Annotated in this window: 20 protein-coding genes; 7 read left to right on the top strand and 13 right to left on the bottom strand. The window is 68.2% G+C overall.

Translation table 11 applies throughout. The annotated features are described in order from the left end of the window. Nucleotides 1–30 precede the first annotated feature (30 nt). The 4 genes from ACESMO_RS11040 to ACESMO_RS11025 all read right to left on the bottom strand — a co-directional run bounded on the left by ACESMO_RS11040 (nt 31) and on the right by ACESMO_RS11025 (nt 4,037). Nucleotides 31–930: a class I SAM-dependent methyltransferase gene (locus ACESMO_RS11040; protein WP_372708193.1), complete on the bottom strand. Its 900-nt coding sequence runs from the start codon at nt 928–930 to the stop codon at nt 31–33. 39 nt (nt 931–969) lie between these two features. Further along, entirely contained in the window at nt 970–1,725 is a 756-nt protein-coding gene (locus ACESMO_RS11035) for a dienelactone hydrolase family protein (RefSeq protein ID WP_372708192.1), read from the bottom strand. An 86-nt stretch (nt 1,726–1,811) separates the two neighbouring features. Further along, nucleotides 1,812–3,431 (bottom strand): bifunctional phosphoribosylaminoimidazolecarboxamide formyltransferase/IMP cyclohydrolase, encoded by a 1,620-nt coding sequence (purH, locus tag ACESMO_RS11030; protein ID WP_372708191.1) that lies wholly within the window; start codon nt 3,429–3,431, stop codon nt 1,812–1,814. A gap of 81 nt (nt 3,432–3,512) precedes the next feature. Continuing rightward, on the bottom strand, nt 3,513–4,037 hold the full coding sequence (locus ACESMO_RS11025) for a prolyl-tRNA synthetase associated domain-containing protein (RefSeq protein ID WP_372708190.1): 525 nt from the start codon (nt 4,035–4,037) through the stop codon (nt 3,513–3,515). Between the two features lie 51 nt (nt 4,038–4,088). On the opposite strand from ACESMO_RS11025, the gene ACESMO_RS11020 reads away from it, so the two are divergent. Continuing rightward, nucleotides 4,089–4,829, top strand: coding sequence for a DUF6065 family protein (locus ACESMO_RS11020; RefSeq protein ID WP_372708189.1), 741 nt, complete (start codon nt 4,089–4,091; stop codon nt 4,827–4,829). 19 nt (nt 4,830–4,848) lie between these two features. Here the strand turns inward: ACESMO_RS11020 and ACESMO_RS11015 are convergent, their stop codons facing one another. The 6 genes from ACESMO_RS11015 to htpX form a co-directional block, all read right to left on the bottom strand. Next, nucleotides 4,849–5,403 carry a hypothetical protein gene (locus ACESMO_RS11015; protein ID WP_372708188.1) on the bottom strand — a complete coding sequence of 185 codons (555 nt, stop codon included), beginning with the start codon at nt 5,401–5,403 and terminating at the stop codon, nt 4,849–4,851. Between the two features lie 82 nt (nt 5,404–5,485). Continuing rightward, nucleotides 5,486–6,118 (bottom strand): LysE family translocator, encoded by a 633-nt coding sequence (locus tag ACESMO_RS11010; RefSeq protein ID WP_372708187.1) that lies wholly within the window; start codon nt 6,116–6,118, stop codon nt 5,486–5,488. Between the two features lie 49 nt (nt 6,119–6,167). Next, entirely contained in the window at nt 6,168–6,599 is a 432-nt protein-coding gene (locus ACESMO_RS11005; RefSeq protein ID WP_372708186.1) for a hypothetical protein, read from the bottom strand. Nucleotides 6,600–6,710: 111 nt separating this feature from the next. Beyond that, a complete protein-coding gene (locus ACESMO_RS11000; protein WP_372708185.1) occupies nt 6,711–7,151 on the bottom strand; it encodes a hypothetical protein in 441 nt (146 codons plus the stop codon). A gap of 93 nt (nt 7,152–7,244) precedes the next feature. Next, a complete protein-coding gene (locus tag ACESMO_RS10995; RefSeq protein WP_372708184.1) occupies nt 7,245–8,489 on the bottom strand; it encodes an argininosuccinate synthase in 1,245 nt (414 codons plus the stop codon). Nucleotides 8,490–8,586: 97 nt separating this feature from the next. Then, nucleotides 8,587–9,537: a zinc metalloprotease HtpX gene (gene htpX, locus ACESMO_RS10990; RefSeq protein ID WP_372708183.1), complete on the bottom strand. Its 951-nt coding sequence runs from the start codon at nt 9,535–9,537 to the stop codon at nt 8,587–8,589. Nucleotides 9,538–9,622: 85 nt separating this feature from the next. On the opposite strand from htpX, the gene ACESMO_RS10985 reads away from it, so the two are divergent. The 3 genes from ACESMO_RS10985 to ACESMO_RS10975 all read left to right on the top strand — a co-directional run bounded on the left by ACESMO_RS10985 (nt 9,623) and on the right by ACESMO_RS10975 (nt 10,488). Next, entirely contained in the window at nt 9,623–9,853 is a 231-nt protein-coding gene (locus ACESMO_RS10985) for a DUF1674 domain-containing protein (RefSeq protein ID WP_372708182.1), read from the top strand. Between the two features lie 61 nt (nt 9,854–9,914). Beyond that, entirely contained in the window at nt 9,915–10,085 is a 171-nt protein-coding gene (locus tag ACESMO_RS10980; protein WP_372708181.1) for a hypothetical protein, read from the top strand. Between the two features lie 118 nt (nt 10,086–10,203). Next, the gene (locus ACESMO_RS10975) at nt 10,204–10,488 is read left to right on the top strand and encodes a hypothetical protein (protein ID WP_372708180.1); all 285 of its coding nucleotides are present in this window, start codon (nt 10,204–10,206) and stop codon (nt 10,486–10,488) included. 94 nt (nt 10,489–10,582) lie between these two features. Here ACESMO_RS10975 and pyrF read toward each other — a convergent pair whose 3' ends face one another. After that, a complete protein-coding gene (gene pyrF, locus ACESMO_RS10970) occupies nt 10,583–11,296 on the bottom strand; it encodes an orotidine-5'-phosphate decarboxylase (RefSeq protein ID WP_372708179.1) in 714 nt (237 codons plus the stop codon). A gap of 91 nt (nt 11,297–11,387) precedes the next feature. On the opposite strand from pyrF, the gene ACESMO_RS10965 reads away from it, so the two are divergent. Continuing rightward, nucleotides 11,388–12,086, top strand: a complete 699-nt coding sequence (locus ACESMO_RS10965) for a MarC family protein (protein ID WP_372708178.1) — start codon at nt 11,388–11,390, stop codon at nt 12,084–12,086. Nucleotides 12,087–12,219: 133 nt separating this feature from the next. Here ACESMO_RS10965 and ACESMO_RS10960 read toward each other — a convergent pair whose 3' ends face one another. After that, nucleotides 12,220–13,005: an SDR family NAD(P)-dependent oxidoreductase gene (locus ACESMO_RS10960; RefSeq protein WP_372708177.1), complete on the bottom strand. Its 786-nt coding sequence runs from the start codon at nt 13,003–13,005 to the stop codon at nt 12,220–12,222. A 28-nt stretch (nt 13,006–13,033) separates the two neighbouring features. Next, a complete protein-coding gene (locus ACESMO_RS10955) occupies nt 13,034–13,504 on the bottom strand; it encodes an Rrf2 family transcriptional regulator (RefSeq protein ID WP_372708176.1) in 471 nt (156 codons plus the stop codon). A gap of 152 nt (nt 13,505–13,656) precedes the next feature. On the opposite strand from ACESMO_RS10955, the gene ACESMO_RS10950 reads away from it, so the two are divergent. Beyond that, nucleotides 13,657–15,639: a potassium transporter Kup gene (locus ACESMO_RS10950; RefSeq protein ID WP_372708175.1), complete on the top strand. Its 1,983-nt coding sequence runs from the start codon at nt 13,657–13,659 to the stop codon at nt 15,637–15,639. A gap of 44 nt (nt 15,640–15,683) precedes the next feature. Next, nucleotides 15,684–17,030 carry an RsmB/NOP family class I SAM-dependent RNA methyltransferase gene (locus ACESMO_RS10945; protein WP_372708233.1) on the top strand — a complete coding sequence of 449 codons (1,347 nt, stop codon included), beginning with the start codon at nt 15,684–15,686 and terminating at the stop codon, nt 17,028–17,030. Nucleotides 17,031–17,164: the final 134 nt, after the last annotated feature.

Genomic DNA, 17,164 nt, shown 5'->3' with positions numbered 1-17,164 from the left:
CCTCGCCCTTTGGGTTACTTGAGGCCGGAGTCACTTCACCGCCTCGAACAGCTTGTAGCCTCCGCCGTCGGAGACGGGCGTCACGCGCTTGAAGGCCGCGTCGAGTTCGACCTCATAGGGCAGGTGCCGGTTGGCGACGAGCCAGAGGACGCCGCCCTTCTTCAGCATGGCCGACGCCTGCCGGATGAAGGCCTGCCCCAGCCGCCGGTCCTCGGCGCCGCCGTCGTGGAAGGGGGGGTTCATGACGATGAAATCCAGCTCGCCGCTCGCCTCTATCGTCCGGACATCGGCCCATTCGTAGGTGACGCGCGGATCCTCGACGTTCTTTCGCGCGGCCTCGATCGCCCGGCGGTCCAGATCGATCAGACGCAGCGACGTCACGGCGGCCGAGCGCAGGATCACCGTCGCCAGCGCGCCATAGCCACAGCCGAGATCGGCGCCCGCGCCCTTCATCGGCGGCAGGTGCTGAGCCAGCAGGGCCGACCCCGCATCAATCCGGTCCCAGGCGAAGACGCCGGGCTGGGACCACGCCTTCAGCCCCGGCACGATCCGTGGCGCGCCAGCGGTGATAGCGTCATCCACGCCGGCCGCCTTCTCCGGCCGGATGACGACGCAGCGTCGGTGATGCGCCTTGGCGCTCTCGCCGATCTCGAGACCAAAAGCCTCAAGCTCCTTCCTGATGCGCGAGCCGCCCTTGTCCTTAGGGGCCATGACGTCCAGCCGCCCTCCCGCCTTCAGCACGCGCAAGGCCTGCGCCAGCGTGTAGCGCCGCTCCAGAACGCCGGGCGGGGCATAGACCATGATCACCTCGACCGCGCCGTCGGCCATGTCTTCCAACGCAGTGGAGCCCGGGATCAGGGGCGAAGTCTGGGTCGCGTCGCCGGGGGGATCGAAGACCGCGGGCGGACGGCCGAACAGAAGGGTGGTCATGGCGCGGTCCATAGCGGCTTTGTCCGCCCACGCGAACCCTCAGGCCTGAGGCGCGACCGCCACGTCGTTGAGCAGGGCGGCGAAACGGCGAACCGCCTCGGACGCCAACTCGGGGTCATGGCGCATCGGTGGTGCGTTCATCGGTTCATCGAAGCTGTGGGTGCCCTCGGCCACCCAGGTCTCGACCTCCGCGCCGCAGTCGCGGACCATTGCGTGAACGCGCTCGGCGTTTCGCACCGTGGTAAGGTGGTCCTTGCGGGCGATGACGGCCAGGGTCTTCGGGCAATGCCGCCACGGCCGCATCCGGTTCGGGGCGGCTATGCCGACGTAGGGATAGGCCAGATAGGTCGCCAGCACCCCGTCCAGCGCCACCGCGCCAGGATCGGCGACGCCCAGCGCCGGGCGCGACCGGTCAGCGCTCATGGCCTCCATGATGCCCCAGCCTCCGTGGCTCCAGCCGGCCAGAGCGATCTTGTCCGGATCGACGTCGGCCCGCCGGGACACGCCGTCAATCGCTGCCAGCACGTCGCCGCCCCGCTCCCAGCCCCGCAGCAACACTCCGGTGCAGACCGCCGCCATGGCCAAGGTCCGGTTCCACCCGCGCGGCGCGTAGGAATCGACGATGAAGGCCCGCCAGCCTGCGGCCTTCGCCGCCTCGGCGTATTTCGGCAAATGATCACGCAGCCCGCCACAGCCATGGAACAGGATGACGGCCGGACGCGGCCGGTCATCGTCCGGGCCCACGCCGGTGACGGCCGGTTCGAGCATCGACCAGCGCTGGGCGAGGGTTTGCATGGGCGGACCTTAGCTATTTGTGGCTCTCAGACCACCCGCGCTCAAGCAGCGGGCGACCGCGTCGCGAGCGTTAGCGCCCCAAAACATCAGTGCCGGAACACCCGCACGCCCGTGAAGGCCATGGCGACACCGGCCTCGTCGGCGGCGGCGATGACCTCGTCGTCGCGGATCGAGCCGCCCGGCTGGATCACCGCCGTAGCCCCGGCCGCCACCGCCTCCAGCAGGCCGTCGGCGAAGGGGAAGAAGGCTTCCGAGGCGCAGGCAGACCCCTCGGCCAGCGAATGCGCCAAGCCCTTGGATTCGCCGGCCTCGCGGGCGCGGATGGCCGCGATGCGGGCGCTGTCGCGGCGGTTCATCTGGCCGGCGCCGATGCCGGCGGTCTGGCCGTCCCTGGCATAGACGATGGCGTTGGACTTGACGTGTTTGGCCACGGTGAAGGCGAACAGCATGTCCTCGACCTCCTGCGGCGTCGGCTGGCGGCGGGTGACGATCTTCAGGTCGGCGGCGGCGATGCGGCTGCGATCGCGCGACTGGACCAGGAAGCCGCCGGCGACCGAGCGGAATACTTCGCCGGCCGCCAGCGGGTCGGGCAGACCGTCAGTCAGCAGCAGGCGCAGGTTCTTCCTGGCGGCGAAGACGGCTCGCGCCTCTTCGTCCGCGCCGGGGGCGATGACGACCTCGGTGAAGATGTCGGTGATCAGCCTGGCGTCGGCACCGGTCAGGGGTCGGTTGACGGCGATGACGCCGCCGAAGGCAGAGACGGCGTCGCATTCAAGCGCGCGAGCATAGGCCGTGGCGAGATCGCCGCCGACGGCGACGCCGCAGGGGTTGGCGTGTTTGACGATGACGCAGGCGGGACCCTCGAACTCGGCGACCAGCTCACAGGCGGCGTCGGCGTCGGCGATGTTGTTGTAGCCCATCGCCTTGCCCTGGACCTGTTCGGTGTGGGCGACGCCGGGACGGGTGTCGCCGGTGCGATAAAAGGCACCGGTCTGATGCGGGTTCTCGCCATAGCGAAGCGTCTGGGCCAGCGCGCCGCTGATCGACTTGCGGGCCGGGGCGGCGTCGCCGACCTGCCCGGCGAACCAGGCCGAGACGGCGGCGTCATAGGCGGCGGTGCGGGCAAAAGCGCGGGCAGCGAGGCGTTTGCGCAAGCTCAGCGTCGTCGCACCGTCCGTCTTCAGAGCGTCCAGCAGTTCGGCGACCGAAGCCTGATCGACGCAGACGGCGACGTATCCGTAGTTCTTCGAGCCCGAGCGGATCATGGCCGGGCCGCCGATGTCGATGTTCTCGACCACGGCGTCGAAGCCGGCGCCCCAACCTGCTTTCTGGGCTGCCACCGTGGCCTCGAACGGATAGAGGTCGACCCAGACGATATCGATCGGGTCGATACCGTGCGTCGCCATGGCCTCGGCGTGGTCGGCGGCGTCACGCATGCCCAGCAGGCCGCCGTGCACCACGGGATGCAAGGTCTTGACCCGGCCGTCCATCATTTCGGGGAAACCGGTAAGATCGGCCACGTCCTTCACCGGCAGGCCGAAACCGGCGATGGCGGCGCGGGTGCCGCCGGTCGAGACCATTTCGACGCCCAGATCGTGCAGAACGCGGGCCGCGTCCTCGAGCCCCGTCTTGTCGGACAGGGAGATCAGCGCGCGCTGCGGCGCCACGCGGTCGGGCGCGGGCGGAAAGTCGGGAGCGGCGGGCATGGCGGCGGTCCGTGTCTGGCTTGGAGGTCGGGAAGACGCGCGCCGTCTAGCACCGGACGCGCCGCGATAGAACCGCCGCGCTCAGATCAGCTCGCCGAAATCGACGACCATGGGCTCCCGCCCGATCAGGGACAGAAAGCGCCGGAAGTCGGCCTGCGGCATCGCCGTGGTCGCGGTGTTGGTCAGGGGATGGAAATTGACGATGTCGGCGTCCCACAAAGTCCTGTCCAGCACGAAGGTCACGCGGTGGTCGGGGTCATTGATCAGGCCCAGGGCCGTGACCGAGCCGGCGCGCACGCCCAGGGTCTCGTACAGCAGGGTCTCATTGCCGAACGACAGGCGGTCCGAGCCGATGATGGCGGGTGTGCGCTTGAGATCCACGACCGTGTCCTGACGCGCCGAGATCAGCCACAGCCGGCCCTTCTTGTCCTTGAGGAACAGGTTCTTGGTGTGGGCGCCGGGCATGGCGGCCTTCAGCTCCCGCCCCTCTTCGACGCGGAAGACGGCCGCGTGGCGCCGGGTCGTCACTAACTGGCCGTGGCCGGCCATCCAGTCCAGCAGACGGTCGGCGTCGAAGGCGGGCGGGCTCGGCTTGTCTTCGGTCATCGCGGGCCGCTAGTGAGAGGAACCATCCTCGATACCGTCCGGAGCGTCGCCTTGGAACTGGAATGCTATCCGATGTCGGACCAGCCCTGCGACCTGGTGCCGGGGCGCCAGCCGCGAGACTGGATGGACGCCTTCCCCAGCCGGCACCCCTATCGCTGCCTGCCGCTGACCATGGCCAACACCACGGGTTGGGAAATCCTGTGCCCGATCGGCTTCACCGCAGAATGGAACGGCGGACCCAGCCAGAACGATCTGGAGATCACGCCGGATCGGCCGACGCCGAACCTGCACCACATTGTCACCTCGCACTTCTCGCGGGGGGTGATGACCCTGCATCCGCAATACATGTTCCGCACCCCGCCGGGCTGGGGCCTGCTGGCGACGGGCGCGCCCAACCATATCAAGGACGGCATCCAGCCGCTGACCGGCCTGATCGAGACCGACTGGCTGCCCTTCCCCTTCACCATGAACTGGCTGTTCACGCGACCGGGGCGGGTCAAGTTCGAACGCGGCGAGCCGTTCTGTTTCATCACCCCCCTGCAGCACCGCAAGGCCGAGGACTTCCAGCCCGTCATCCGGACTCTGGAATCCAATCCGGTCATGAAGGGTCAGTTCGACGCTTGGAACCGCCAGCGCACCGATTTCAACAAGCGGCTGGCGTCCGGCGACCCGGACGCGGCCAAGGAGGCCTGGCAGCGCTTCTACTTCAAGGGCGAGATGCCCGAAGAGCTGGGCGCGGCGCCGGACACCCACGCCAACAAGCGTCGATTGAAGAGTCCCCGGCTGGGTTGAGCAGCAGGGGTTCGATCTCCTACGTAGCGGTCGTAATGACGCGCGGACCGAGATTCTGGATCACTTCGCGGGCGTCGAAGGCATTGGCGTCGCCCGCAGGCTTGGCACCGCGACCCATGACGATCTCGGCCGAAGCCTCGAAGCGGTCGATCTGGCGCACGTCGAAGTCATTGCCCCAGACCGGATCGCCCCAGCTGCTCCAGACGCCGCGACGGGAGTAGCGCCACGAAGGTCCCCAGAACGGACTGTAGCGGTCGTAGTAGAAGGGATCGGGCGAGGCGCTGAAACGGGTATCGCGGTCGGTCGCGCGGTTCACGGTGGAGAACCAGTCATAGCCGTTGGCCACCGTGATCTCGGCCGAACGCAGCAGCAGTGACATCTCGACCTGATCGCGCGAGGTGACGGAGTTTCCAGAGAAATTCACCCGGAAGCGGTCGGCGTCCAGACGCTGTTCAGCATAGCCGAAGCGGCTGTTGGGACCGGCGGGGCCGTAGGCGGTGGCGGTCGCGCAGGCCGACAGGGCCAGAGCCGCCGTGGCCGCCAGCAGCACGGACTTGAGCAGATGAGTTCTCATGGCAGTTCTCCTAGACGCTCCAGAAAGCGCATTGTCAATTAAACGGGAGATTAGCAGATGGGTTTCAACATACCATAAGCCCCTATAAACGCGAAACAATAAGCACGGCCGCCGCGAGCAGCAAAACACCTGTCAGCAGGGCGAAGCCGCGCCGGAATCGTGGTTCTCCCATGCGCCGGGCCAGCGCCGCGCCGCCCAGGCCGTAAGCGGACATCGACAGTACGTCCATGCCTATGGTGGCCACCGCGAACAGGGCCAGTTGAGGCGCGGCAGGCCGGCCAGGATCCAGGAACGGCGGAAGCAGGGCGGTAAAGAAGAGCACCGCCTTGGGATTGGCGATCTGGACCATGAAGCCGTCCACCAAGGCGCTGCGCCCCAGGCGAATGGTCGGCGCGTCGGGATCGGAGGCCGTCGTGAAGGCACCGCGCAGGGCCCCGACGCCCAGCCAGGCGACATAGAAGGCACCGCCGACCGAGATCAGGCGGAAGGCCTCGGGAAAGGCCACGACCAGCGCTCCCAGCCCCAGCGCCGCCGCGCCGAACCAGACCAGAGTCGCGGCGTTCATGCCCACCACCCCCGCCATTGCGCCGGCCTTGCCGCGCTCTACCCCGTTGGCCACCGAGAACAGATTGGCGGGCCCCGGCGTCACCGCCATGACGGCCATCACGCCCAGGAAGGTCAGGTACAGCTGAGGATCGACGGGTAGGCTGTTCATGCCGCCGTGTCGGTCGGCCGACGCCTCCGGTCAAGCCGTCGCGAGGTGATCAGTCCTCGTCGTCAGCAACTGGAGCCTGGGGCGCTTCGGCGGTTTCCGCGACCTCTGCGTCTCCCGGCGAGTCCATCGCCGCGCCCAGGGCGTAGTCGGCCATAATGCCGTAGGTCGCCATATGCTCGGGATCCCGGGACGCCCAAGCGCCTTTGGTGGCGATGCCGCGCGCCTGAGCCACGGCGTTTCCGACGACGGCGTCCACGTCGACCTCGGCGAGGGCTTGCGCGACCACGGCGTCGATGTCGATCTCGGCCAGGGCCTCGGCGGCGATGGCCTTGGCGCGTTCACCGAAAGCCTCCATCCGGACCTCGAAGGCCTCGGCGGCGGCTTCCAGTGCGTCGTCGGACGGACCGCGCAGGTCATGGGCCACGGCCGCCGACAGCGGCAGCAGGGCAAGAGCGGCGGCGAGAGAAAGGGCCTTGATCATGAGACGGGCTCCCGAAAAGGTCGCCTCAAAATCGGCCGAGCGCCGTGCCGTCACAAATGAAATCGCGGTAAGACGGCGCGGCCGAAGCTGGCCGCCTTACGCATCAACGGCTTACTGCACGACAGCGACCGGTATGGGCGGCTGCAGGGCCTGAGCCCGCGTCATGGCCGGAATGCCGCTGAGCTGAGACGAGGCCGCTGCGGAAGCCTGGGCCATCGCGGCCCGCTGTTCTTCCGGAGCTATCGCCGCCTGGGCCTCGATCACGCTCGCCACCTCTCGCGCGAAGGCGTCCGCTTCGGGCTGGTAGCGGGCGACGATGGCGTCGAGATCGGCGGTCGCCCTGGTATCGTCGCCGGCGGCGGCGGTGACCGCGGTTTTCATCTCGGCCTCCATGCCTTCCATCCGGGCCTGAAAGACCGCGGCCTTGGCTTGCAGGTCAGCGAGCGCACTCGTCGGCGCGGGCGCGGCGGTCTGGGTCGGCATGGCGGCGGCCAAGGTTGGCGTGGCCGAGGTCACGGCCGCGCAGACGGCGAGGATCAGTCGAAGAGACATGGCATGGTTTCCTGAACGACGAAGGAGCCCCCTCCTTCCGCCGTCATCGTGGCGCCGAATCCGTCGCGCCGCGAGTCCCTTTTAGACCTGAAATCAGGCCCGGTCGCGTGCGTCCCGCTTGCCCAATACCCGCAGGCGGAGCGCATTCAGCTTGATGAAGCCGGCGGCGTCCTTCTGGTCATAGGCGACGGCGCCGTCCTCGAAGGTGACCAGTTCCTGGTCATAGAGGCTCGCGGCGCTCTCGCGGCCGATGACGGTGGCGTTGCCCTTGTAGAGCTTGACCCGGACCGTGCCCGACACCTTGGCCTGGCTGTGGTCGATGGCGGCCTGAAGCATCTCGCGTTCGGGCGAGAACCAGAAGCCATTGTAAATCAGGTGCGCGTATTTGACCGCCAACTCGTCCTTCAGATGCATGGCACCGCCATCGAGGGTGATCGATTCGATGCCGCGATGGGCGGCCAGCAGGATTGTCCCGCCCGGGGTCTCATAGACGCCGCGGGATTTCATGCCGACGAAGCGGTTCTCGACCAGGTCGAGGCGGCCGATGCCGTTGTCGTGGCCGTACTGGTTCAGGGCGGTCAGCAGGGTCGCCGGCGACATGGTCTCGCCGTTGATGGAGACCGGATCGCCCTTCTCGAAGCCGATGGTGATGACGGTTGCGACGTCGGGCGCATCCTCGGGCGAAAGGGTGCGCTGGTGAACGAATTCGGGGGCCTCGACCGACGGGTCCTCCAGCACCTTGCCCTCGCTGGACGAGTGCAGAAGGTTGGCGTCGACGCTGAACGGAGCTTCGCCGCGCTTGTCCCTGGCGATCGGAATCTGGTTCTTCTCGGCGAAGTCCAACAAGTGTTCGCGGGACTTGAATTCCCACTCGCGCCAGGGGGCAATGACCCGGATGTCGGGCTCCAGCGCATAGTAGCCGAGCTCGAACCGGACCTGGTCATTGCCCTTGCCGGTCGCACCGTGACAGACGGCGTCGGCGCCGACCATGCGGGCGATCTCGATCTGTCGTTTGGCGATCAACGGCCGGGCGATCGAGGTGCCGAGCAGATACTGGCCCTCGTACAGGGCATTGGCCCGGAACATCGGGAAGACATAGTCGCGCACGAACTCCTCGCGCAGATCGTCGATGAAGATGTTCTCGGGCTTGATGCCCATTTTCAACGCCTTCTCGCGCGCCGGCGCCAGCTCCTCGCCCTGGCCCAGATCGGCGGTGAAGGTCACGACCTCCGCGCCGTATTCGGTCTGCAGCCATTTCAGGATGATCGAGGTGTCGAGCCCGCCGGAATAGGCGAGAACCACCTTGGTCGGGGCCTTCTTGGGCACGGCTTGGGTCATGTGAGGTCCTTCGTAGAACGCGACGAGGCGTTCGGCGGCGTTGCGCGCGCTTAAAGGACCAGACGCCCCGCGATGCAAGGGCGGGATTGCGGCGGGCTCAGCCCCAGGGACCGGACCGGCTCGCGGGCGTGGAGGGCACGCTGGTGGTGACGGCGCCTGGCCCGGCATCGGCGAATGCGGCCCGCTGCGTCGCCATCCCCATCTTCGTCCCCAGTTCCATCAACGCCTTCACCCGGTTGGCCGTGGCCGGATGAGTCGAGAACAGGTTGTCCGCGCCGCGCCCCGCCAGCGGATTGATGATGAAAAGCTGGCCCGAGGCGGGATTGCGCTCGGCCGTCAGATTAACGATCCGGCGGGCGTAGGCGTCGATCTTCTCAAGGGCCGAGGCCAGGGCCTGGGGGTCGCCGGCGATCTCGGCGCCGACGCGGTCGGCCTCGTATTCACGCGAGCGACTTATAGCCATCTGTACAAGGGCGGCGGCCATGGGGGCCAGGATCATCAGGGCCAGGGTTCCGATGATGCCGCCGGGCCGCTCGCGGTCGCCTCCGAAGAAGAGGCCGAAATTGGCGAGGGCGGCGATGGCTCCGGCCACCGTCGCCGTGACCGTCATGGTCAGGGTGTCGCGGTTTTTCACGTGGGCCAGCTCGTGCGCCATCACGCCGCGGATCTCGTCGCGGGTCAGCATGTCCAGCAGGCCGGTGGTGGCGCAAACGGCGGCGTTCGCGGGATTTCGTCCGGTCGCGAAGGCGTTGGGCTGATCGTTGGGAATGATGGCGATCACCGGCCTGGGCAGGCCGGCGTCACGCGCCATCTGGACAACGTCGGCGACATAGGCCCTGACGACGCCGTTGGGATGTTGTTCGTCAACCGCCTGGGCCCGGTACATCTTCAACACGATCTTGTCGGCGTTCCAGTAGCTGAACAGATTCAGGCCGCCGGCCAGGACCAGGGCGATCAGCATGCCGGTCGGCCCGCCAATCAGATAGCCGATGCCGACGAACAGGGCCGTCAGCGCCGCCAGCAGGATGAAGGTCTTCAGGTGGTTCATGGCGCTCTGTCGTCGTCTTCGCTGGCGTCCGGCCCGCGAATGTCTAGTTTGAGGGTTCAACGAAACCGCTCAAGGCGTGGAAGCTGTGACCGATCATCCCACCCCCGACCAAACCCCGGCCTTGAATGCCGACGTTCCCCACGCCACGCCAAAACGCCCGCTGACGGACGCCGCGCGTCGCGCCCTGCTGGAGGCGGCGGTGCGCCGGGACGCGGAAGCCGACACCGCGATCGCGACCGAACACGGCGGCCCCCCCGGACCTGAGCCGACCCGCTATGGCGACTGGGAGAAGAAGGGTCTGGCGATCGACTTCTAAAGTCTCTGCAAACCAAGGCGGTCGAACGGCGTCAACCCTGTCATTCAGGAGCCCGACCCCCATGATCCGTGGCCTATACGCCGCCTTCGTCGTGACGCTGCTGGCCGTTCCGGGCGCGGCGTCGTCCCAGACCGACGGACGGCCCGTCTATCTCAACGCCTGCGCCCCGTGCCTCGGCCTCGGCCTCGGCCAGCGCGTCGGCGCGGTCCCATCTGAACGCCAGCACCTATGAGGTTGGCAGCGTCCAGGGCGGCAGTCATGGCGGCGGCGTCTATGTCGGCGGTGCCTACGGCGGCGACGGCGGGGGCCAGTACGGCACGGCCTCCTAAACCGAAACGCTGTACGAACGTGTGGCCCGCGCCAGCGCGCCCTTCGGCTATGCGGTCAGCGGTGTCGGCCATCACGAACGCCAAGCCCGCTCCTGCGGCTACGATTACGGCCGCGAGCGGGATCGCGGCGATCGCTACGGCTACAGCGGGGTGCGCGAGAGCAATCCTATGTCCATGCCGGGGACGATCGCGAGGGTGGATAAAACGCCCGCCACACCCACTGTCGCGGAGCGCACGACAGCGACTGCCGCTGCCAGCGCCGCGCTGAATATCGCCGCGCCGATCCGGTGTACGAAGCGCCGATGACGCCGAACCAGCACTACGTCTTCGAGGCGCCGCCCCCTGCGCCAGCGCCCGCGCGGCCACCGCACGGCTACCGTCAGGAACCCGGCGAGCGCGGCTAGACCATCGATGCGACGATTTCGGCCGCCGCGCGCGCGGGGTCGGCCGCAGCCATGATGGGGCGGGCCACGACAAGATGGGTGGCTCCGGCGACCAGCGCGGCGCGCGGCGTGGCCACGCGCTGCTGGTCGCCCTTGTCGGCACCTTGGGGCCGCACGCCCGGGGTGACGATCAGGAAGTCGGGCCGACCCGCCGCCATGGCGATCTCGCGCACCCGCGCCGCCTCCAGCGGGCTGGAGACCACACCGTCGACGCCACAGTCCAGCGCCTGCCGCACCCGCCGCTCGACCAAGGCCGCGGCTCCGAAACCATAGCCGATGTCGGTCAGGTCCTCGTCGGAAAGACTGGTCAGAATGGTGACGGCCAGCAGCCTGGTGTCCGATCCCGCCGCGTCACGCCCCTTGACCGCGCCCCGCATGACCTGCGGCTCGGCATGGACGGTCAGCAGATCACAGCCGCCCTCGGCCACGGCGCGCGCCGCGCCCTCGACCTGGGCCCCGATGTCATGAAGCTTCCAGTCTTGGAACACCGACTTGCCGGCCGCGCGCAGGTCGTGGGCGAAAGCCACGCCGCCGGGACGGGCCAACAGCGTCAGGCCGACCTTGTACGACACCACCGCGTCGCCGAGCCGCTCGACCATGGCGCGAGCGGCGTCGATGGACGGCAGGTCCAGACCGACGATCAGGCGGGGATCGTTGAGCGCAGACGTCATCGCGGGCTCCGTTCGGTCGCTGGGGGGGTGGACGCGAGCGACCGCGTCGGCCCTTAATGCGCCAGGATAAACTGAGGGGCGAGGTCAGCACATGGACGCGGTCGATCTGGGGGTCAACCTGTTCGTGGCCCTGTTCGCCTTGGTGGATCCGATCGGCAACATCCCGATCTTCGCCGCGGCGACGGCGGGGGCGACCCTGCGTCAGCGACTGTTGGTGTCGGCCCTGATCTGCCTGTTCGCCGCCGCCTTCATGGCCTTCTTCTTCTTCACCGGCCTGGGGTTGCTGCAGTTCTTCGGCATCTCGCTGGCGGCGTTTCGGATCGCCGGCGGTATCCTGCTGCTGTTGCTCGGCCTCGACATGACGCGCGAGGATTTCCTGAAGAGCTTCGCCGACACCGACGTCGGGGCCGACTTGGCTGACGTGCGCGGCTATGCACGACGCCGGTTCCAGCGGCTGGTGGTGCCCTTCGCCATCCCGTTGATGATCGGGCCCGGCGCCATTTCGACCATCATCATCCAGGCGGGCGAAGCGTCCAAGATCGGGCCGGCGGGCCAGGTGGCAGGCATGGCGGCCATTGTGGCGGCCTGTCTGGCGACCTTCGTCTGCTTCGCCGCCACTGGTCCGATCAGTCGCGTGCTGGGCGACGTGGGCATGTCGATCATCGTCCGTGTGCTGGGCCTGATCCTGTGTGCCCTGGCGATTCAGTTCATCCTGATGGGCCTGTCGGAAGCCCTGCCCGGAATGATCAGCGGGGCGGTGACGACGCCCTATCCGGACCGCGGATACTGAGGTCGACATAGCTCCGGGGGGATGGAGACTTCGGGAGGAATTGGGGGACGACTTTCGGAGGATTTGAAAGACGAATTCCGGTCTCTGACAGGGACGAGGGAGACAGTGAAGACGGGCCTGGCCGACCGCGAGTTCAGTTTCGCTTCAACCGCTTCGCGTGTCCGCCGACCATCTTCAGGGCGAGGCGGTCCGGCAGGTGTTTGGCGAGGCCAGCGAGGATGTTGTTCATCGCCCCCGGCGTGACCTTGGGCCGGTTGGCTTCGCAGGCGGCGTAGCCGACGCGGGCGACATGGTCGGCGGTCTGCCACATCCAGGCGGGATACGCCGACGAAACCTCGTCGCGGGTGCCGTTGACGTCGTGGAACTCGGTCAGGGTATAGCCTGGGCACAGGGCGGTGACGTGGACGCCCGTGCCGCGGAGTTCGAGATGCAGCCCCTGCGACGCCTTGATCAGAAAGCCCTTGATCGGACCGTAGAGGGTGTCGCCGCCGGTCGCGGGCATCTGCCCCGCCAGAGACGCGACGTTGAGGATGCGCCCGTACCCGCGCGCGACCATGGCCGGGGCGAACAGACGGGCCAGTTCGATCGGGGCGGTCAGCATGACGCGGATCATGGCCGCATGGATCTCCGGATCGGTGTTCAGAAAGCCGGCCGTGCGGCTGAAGCCCGCGTTGTTGACCAGCCCGTCGACCGAAAGCTCCCGGGCTTGAATTTCGTCGAACAGCCGGTAGGGCGCGGCGGGATCGGCCAGATCCTCGGTCAGGACGGTCGTGGCCGCGCCCAGCCGGGAGAGTTCGGCGGCCAACGCCTTCAAGGGCGCCTCGCGCCGCGCCGTCAGGATCAGGTCCCAGCCCTCGGCGGCATGGACCCGCGCCAAGGCCGCGCCGATGCCGGCGGACGCGCCGGTGATCAAGGCCACCGGTCTCGACCCCGAAGGCCGGCTCATCTCAGGCGGCGACCGGGCAGGACGAATGGGGCGCGAAGGCCGCCAGAGACGCCGGGTCGTGGTTCAGCAGGTCGGCGATGGTGATCTTCGACAGGGCATGGCCCGCCGCCTGATCCGCCGCTGTCAGCGCCTTGGCCACCTGGCGCGGGATGTGTTCACTGACCGGGCAGCCCTTGGCTCCGGCGGGCGGCGAGCCGAGGTTAGCGCAACCGTTGACCGCACGCAGCACCGCGTCAAGCGCGATGTCCTCGGGCCGATGCAGCAACCACGCGCCGCCTTTGGCACCGGGCCGGGTGGCGATCAACCCGGCCTTGGCAAGCAGGGCAGTCACCCGCCGCACCACCACCGGATTGGTCGGCACCGAGGCGGCCAGAACCGCGCTCGGCGCGGCGTTGGCCGGCGAAAAGGCGCCCTTGTGGGCCAGATAGGCCAGGGCGTGGGCGGCGACGGGAAAGCGTTGGCTGTCTGACATGACGTTGAGCCCAAGATAGGACGCAAACGCCCCTTTCACAAACCGGCGCAACCTTCCCGTCGCAGGCGCGATTGATGCGGCTGTGGAAAGCGCCTAAAGGCTCGCCGCTCTTTGAATGGAAACCGCGCGGTGCGGGGTCCCGGAGGAACTTCATGGCCGGGGCCTCTCCACAGGGCGAAGGCGGCGCATCCAGCGGCGCGCCACAGTCCAATGTCGCCGGCTCCATTGAACCGGCGCACCTGCATCCCGCCGCCGCCGGCGAGGGCGGACACGTCAAACGCGGCAAATGGGGCCTGATCATCGGCGCCGTCGGCGTCGTCTTCGGCGACATCGGCACCAGCCCGCTCTACGCCATGCGCGAGGCGCTGGCCCATTCGCGAAGCGGCGGTACGGCCGAGCTGGCCGTCCTGGGTACCGTCTCTCTGGTGTTCTGGGCCCTGATCCTGGTGGTCACGGTCAAATACGTCTTCTTCTTGATGCGGGTCGACAACAAGGGCGAGGGCGGGACCCTGGCCCTGATGGCGCTGGCCCAGCGCGCCATCGGCAAGCGGTCGGGCCTGGTGTTTTTTCTCGGCGTCTGCGGCGCGGCGATGTTCTACGCCGACGGGGTGCTGACGCCGGCGGTATCGGTGCTGTCGGCGGTCGAGGGACTGGGCGACGCGCCGGGTGTCGCCGGACGGATGACCCCCTTCATCCTGCCGATCGCTATCGGTATTCTGATCACCCTGTTCATGGTCCAGGCGCGGGGTACCGCCAGCATGGCCCGGGCCTTCGGACCGATCACCACCGTCTGGTTCCTGGTCTTGGCGGGCCTGGGCGTCTTTCACATCTTCGACGACCCATCGATCCTCAGGGCCCTGTCGCCGCACTACGGGGCGCTGTTCCTGATCGACAACGGCTTCCTCGGCTTCGTGCTGCTGGGCAGCGTGTTCCTGGCCGTCACCGGCGCGGAGGCCCTCTATACGGACATGGGCCATTTCGGGAAGGCACCGATCCGGGCCGGCTGGTTGTGGTTCGCCCTGCCCTGCCTGATGCTGAACTATCTGGGCCAGGGCGCGCTGGTGCTGAGCGACCCGGCGGCGCGGATCAATCCGTTCTGGGAAATGATCCCCCAGATGATCTACTGGCCGGTGCTGATCCTGGCGACCATGGCCACCGTCATCGCCAGCCAGGCGGTGATCACGGGGGCCTTCTCCCTGACGCAACAGGCGGTCCAGCTGGGCTTGTTGCCACGCATCAAGATCATGCAGACCAGCGAAAGCCAAGCTGGCCAGATATTCGTGCCTTCGGTCAATATGCTGATGCTGGTCGGGGTGTTGCTGCTGCTGATGTTGTTCCCGACCTCTTCGCAACTGGCCGGTGCCTATGGGGTGGCGGTGACGGGTGCCATGCTGGTCGACAGTCTGCTGGCCTGGTTCATCGTCCGGCGGATGTGGAAGTGGAGCCTGCCGCTCAGCGTGGTCGCGATCACGCCGTTCCTGATCATCGATCTGGCCTTCTTCGGCTCCAACCTGCTGAAGATTCCGGATGGGGCCTGGGCCCCGCTGGGCATGGGTGCCGGCATCGTCCTGGTGATGTGGACCTGGGTGCGCGGGACCCAGATCCTGACCGCCAAGACCCGGAAGGACAGCCTGCCGCTGGCCGACCTGATCGAAATGCTGCGCGCTCGCCCGCCGCATCGCGCGCCCGGCACGGCCATCTTCCTGACCTCGGATCCCGACATCGCCCCGGTCGCCCTGATGCACAACCTCAAGCACAACAAGGTGCTGCACGAGAACAACGTCATCCTGACCGTGCGCACAACCGATCGGCCGCGGGTGAGCGAGTCCGAGCGAATCGCGCTGGAGCCGATCAGCGACGACTTCAAGAAACTGACCATTTCCTACGGCTTCATGGAGCAGCCCAACATACCCAAGGCGCTGGGCGTGTGCCGCAAACAGGGCCTGAAGTTCGACATGATGTCGACCAGCTTCTTCCTGGGCCGACGCTCGGTGATCGCCTCGGCGCAACAGGGCATGCCCCTGTGGCAGGACCGACTGTATATCTTCCTGATGCGCAACGCGGCCAATCCCACCGACTTTTTCCATATTCCGCCCGGGCGCGTGGTCGAGCTGGGCACGCAGGTGACGGTTTGACCGACGCGCGCGGCGGCAAGAGTTCATCGGCGCGGGGCCGCCGCATGGCGGACAAGGCCCGGACCGGATCGCGTCCCGCCCGGCCCGCGCGGGTCGAGGCCCCCGATGAGGCCGCCGACATCGGCGTCGAGGCGCGCGTGGCCGCCGGTGTGCTGCTGAACGCGGCGCTGGAGGGGCGCGGCGGACTGGACACCGCCCTGTCGTTCCGCGAGATCGCCGACCTGCCGGGCCCGGATCGCGCCTTCGCCCGCGCCGTCGCCATGGCCGCCCTGCGCCGTCTGGGCGAAATCGACCACATCCTCGATCGCCGCCTGCAGAAGTCCCCGCCGCTCGCCGTCCGCACCATCCTGCGCGTCGCCCTGGCCCAGACGCTCGTGCTGGGCACCCCGGCCTTCGCGGCCGTCTCGACGGCGGTTAAGCTGGCCGAGCGCGAGGTCAAGACCCGACCCTACAAGAATCTGGTCAACGCTGTCCTGCGGGGCGTCGAACGCGAAGGCCCGGGCGTGACCACGGCGGAGTCCAACCTGCCGGAATGGATCGCCGCCCGCTGGCGCACCACTTACGGCGAGGCGGCGCTGGTGGCGCTGGCCCTGGCCGCGCGAGAGGAGCCCGCGACCGATCTCAGCCTCAAGCCCGACGCGGACCTCGCCGCCGTGGCCGAGGCCGTCGAGGGCGAGACCTTGCCGGGCGGCACGGTCCGCACGGGCCGGCGCGGCGACGTGGCCGGCTGGCCCGGCTTCGAGGACGGACGCTGGTGGGTCCAGGACGCCGCCGCCGCCGTGCCGGCGCGCCTGCTGGCTGCCGGGGCGGGCGAAACCGCCCTCGACATGTGCGCCGCCCCCGGCGGCAAGACGCTGCAACTGGCGGCTTCGGGGGCGGCGGTGGTCGCGCTGGACCGCTCCGAGGTCCGGCTGAAACGGCTGGCCGCCAATCTGGCCCGGACCGGCCTGTCCGCCGAGGTCGTCGCCACCCCTGCCGAGGACTGGGACGACGACCGGACCTTCGACGCCGTCCTGCTGGACGCGCCGTGCACGGCCACGGGAACCTTTCGGCGCAATCCGGAGGTCCTGCGCGCCACCAAGCCCGCCGACGTCGCCAAGCTGGCCGACGTGCAGCATCGGCTGCTCGACGTCGCCGCGATGCGGGTCGGGCCGGGCGGCCGTCTGGTCTATTGCGTCTGCTCCCTGGAGCGCGAGGAGGGCGAGACCCAGATCATCGCCTTCCTGCGCCGCTACCCAGCGTTCAGGACGGCCCCTGCCGTTCCATCGGACATCGGCGCGCCGGACGAGGCGCTGACACCCGAGGGCTGGCTGCGCATCCTCCCGTCGATGTGGGCGGAGCGCGGTGGGGTGGATGGCTTCTTTGTCGCGCGCCTGGACCGCGTCGCCTAGAGCAGCCGCCCGCTGAGTTGAATCGAATGTGATCGAGCGGGGGATTCCCATCGGGTCCGAACCGTGAGTCCATGGGTCTTCTGATTGGGAGGCTATTATGGGCAAGGCGCGTTCGGACGATCTTCGGGAGCGTG

It is taken from the genome of Brevundimonas sp., assembly GCF_041688735.1.
GTDB lineage: Bacteria > Pseudomonadota > Alphaproteobacteria > Caulobacterales > Caulobacteraceae > Brevundimonas.
The sequence above is the reverse complement of the archived record's forward strand: the minus strand, read 5'-3'. Positions and strand labels throughout refer to the sequence as shown.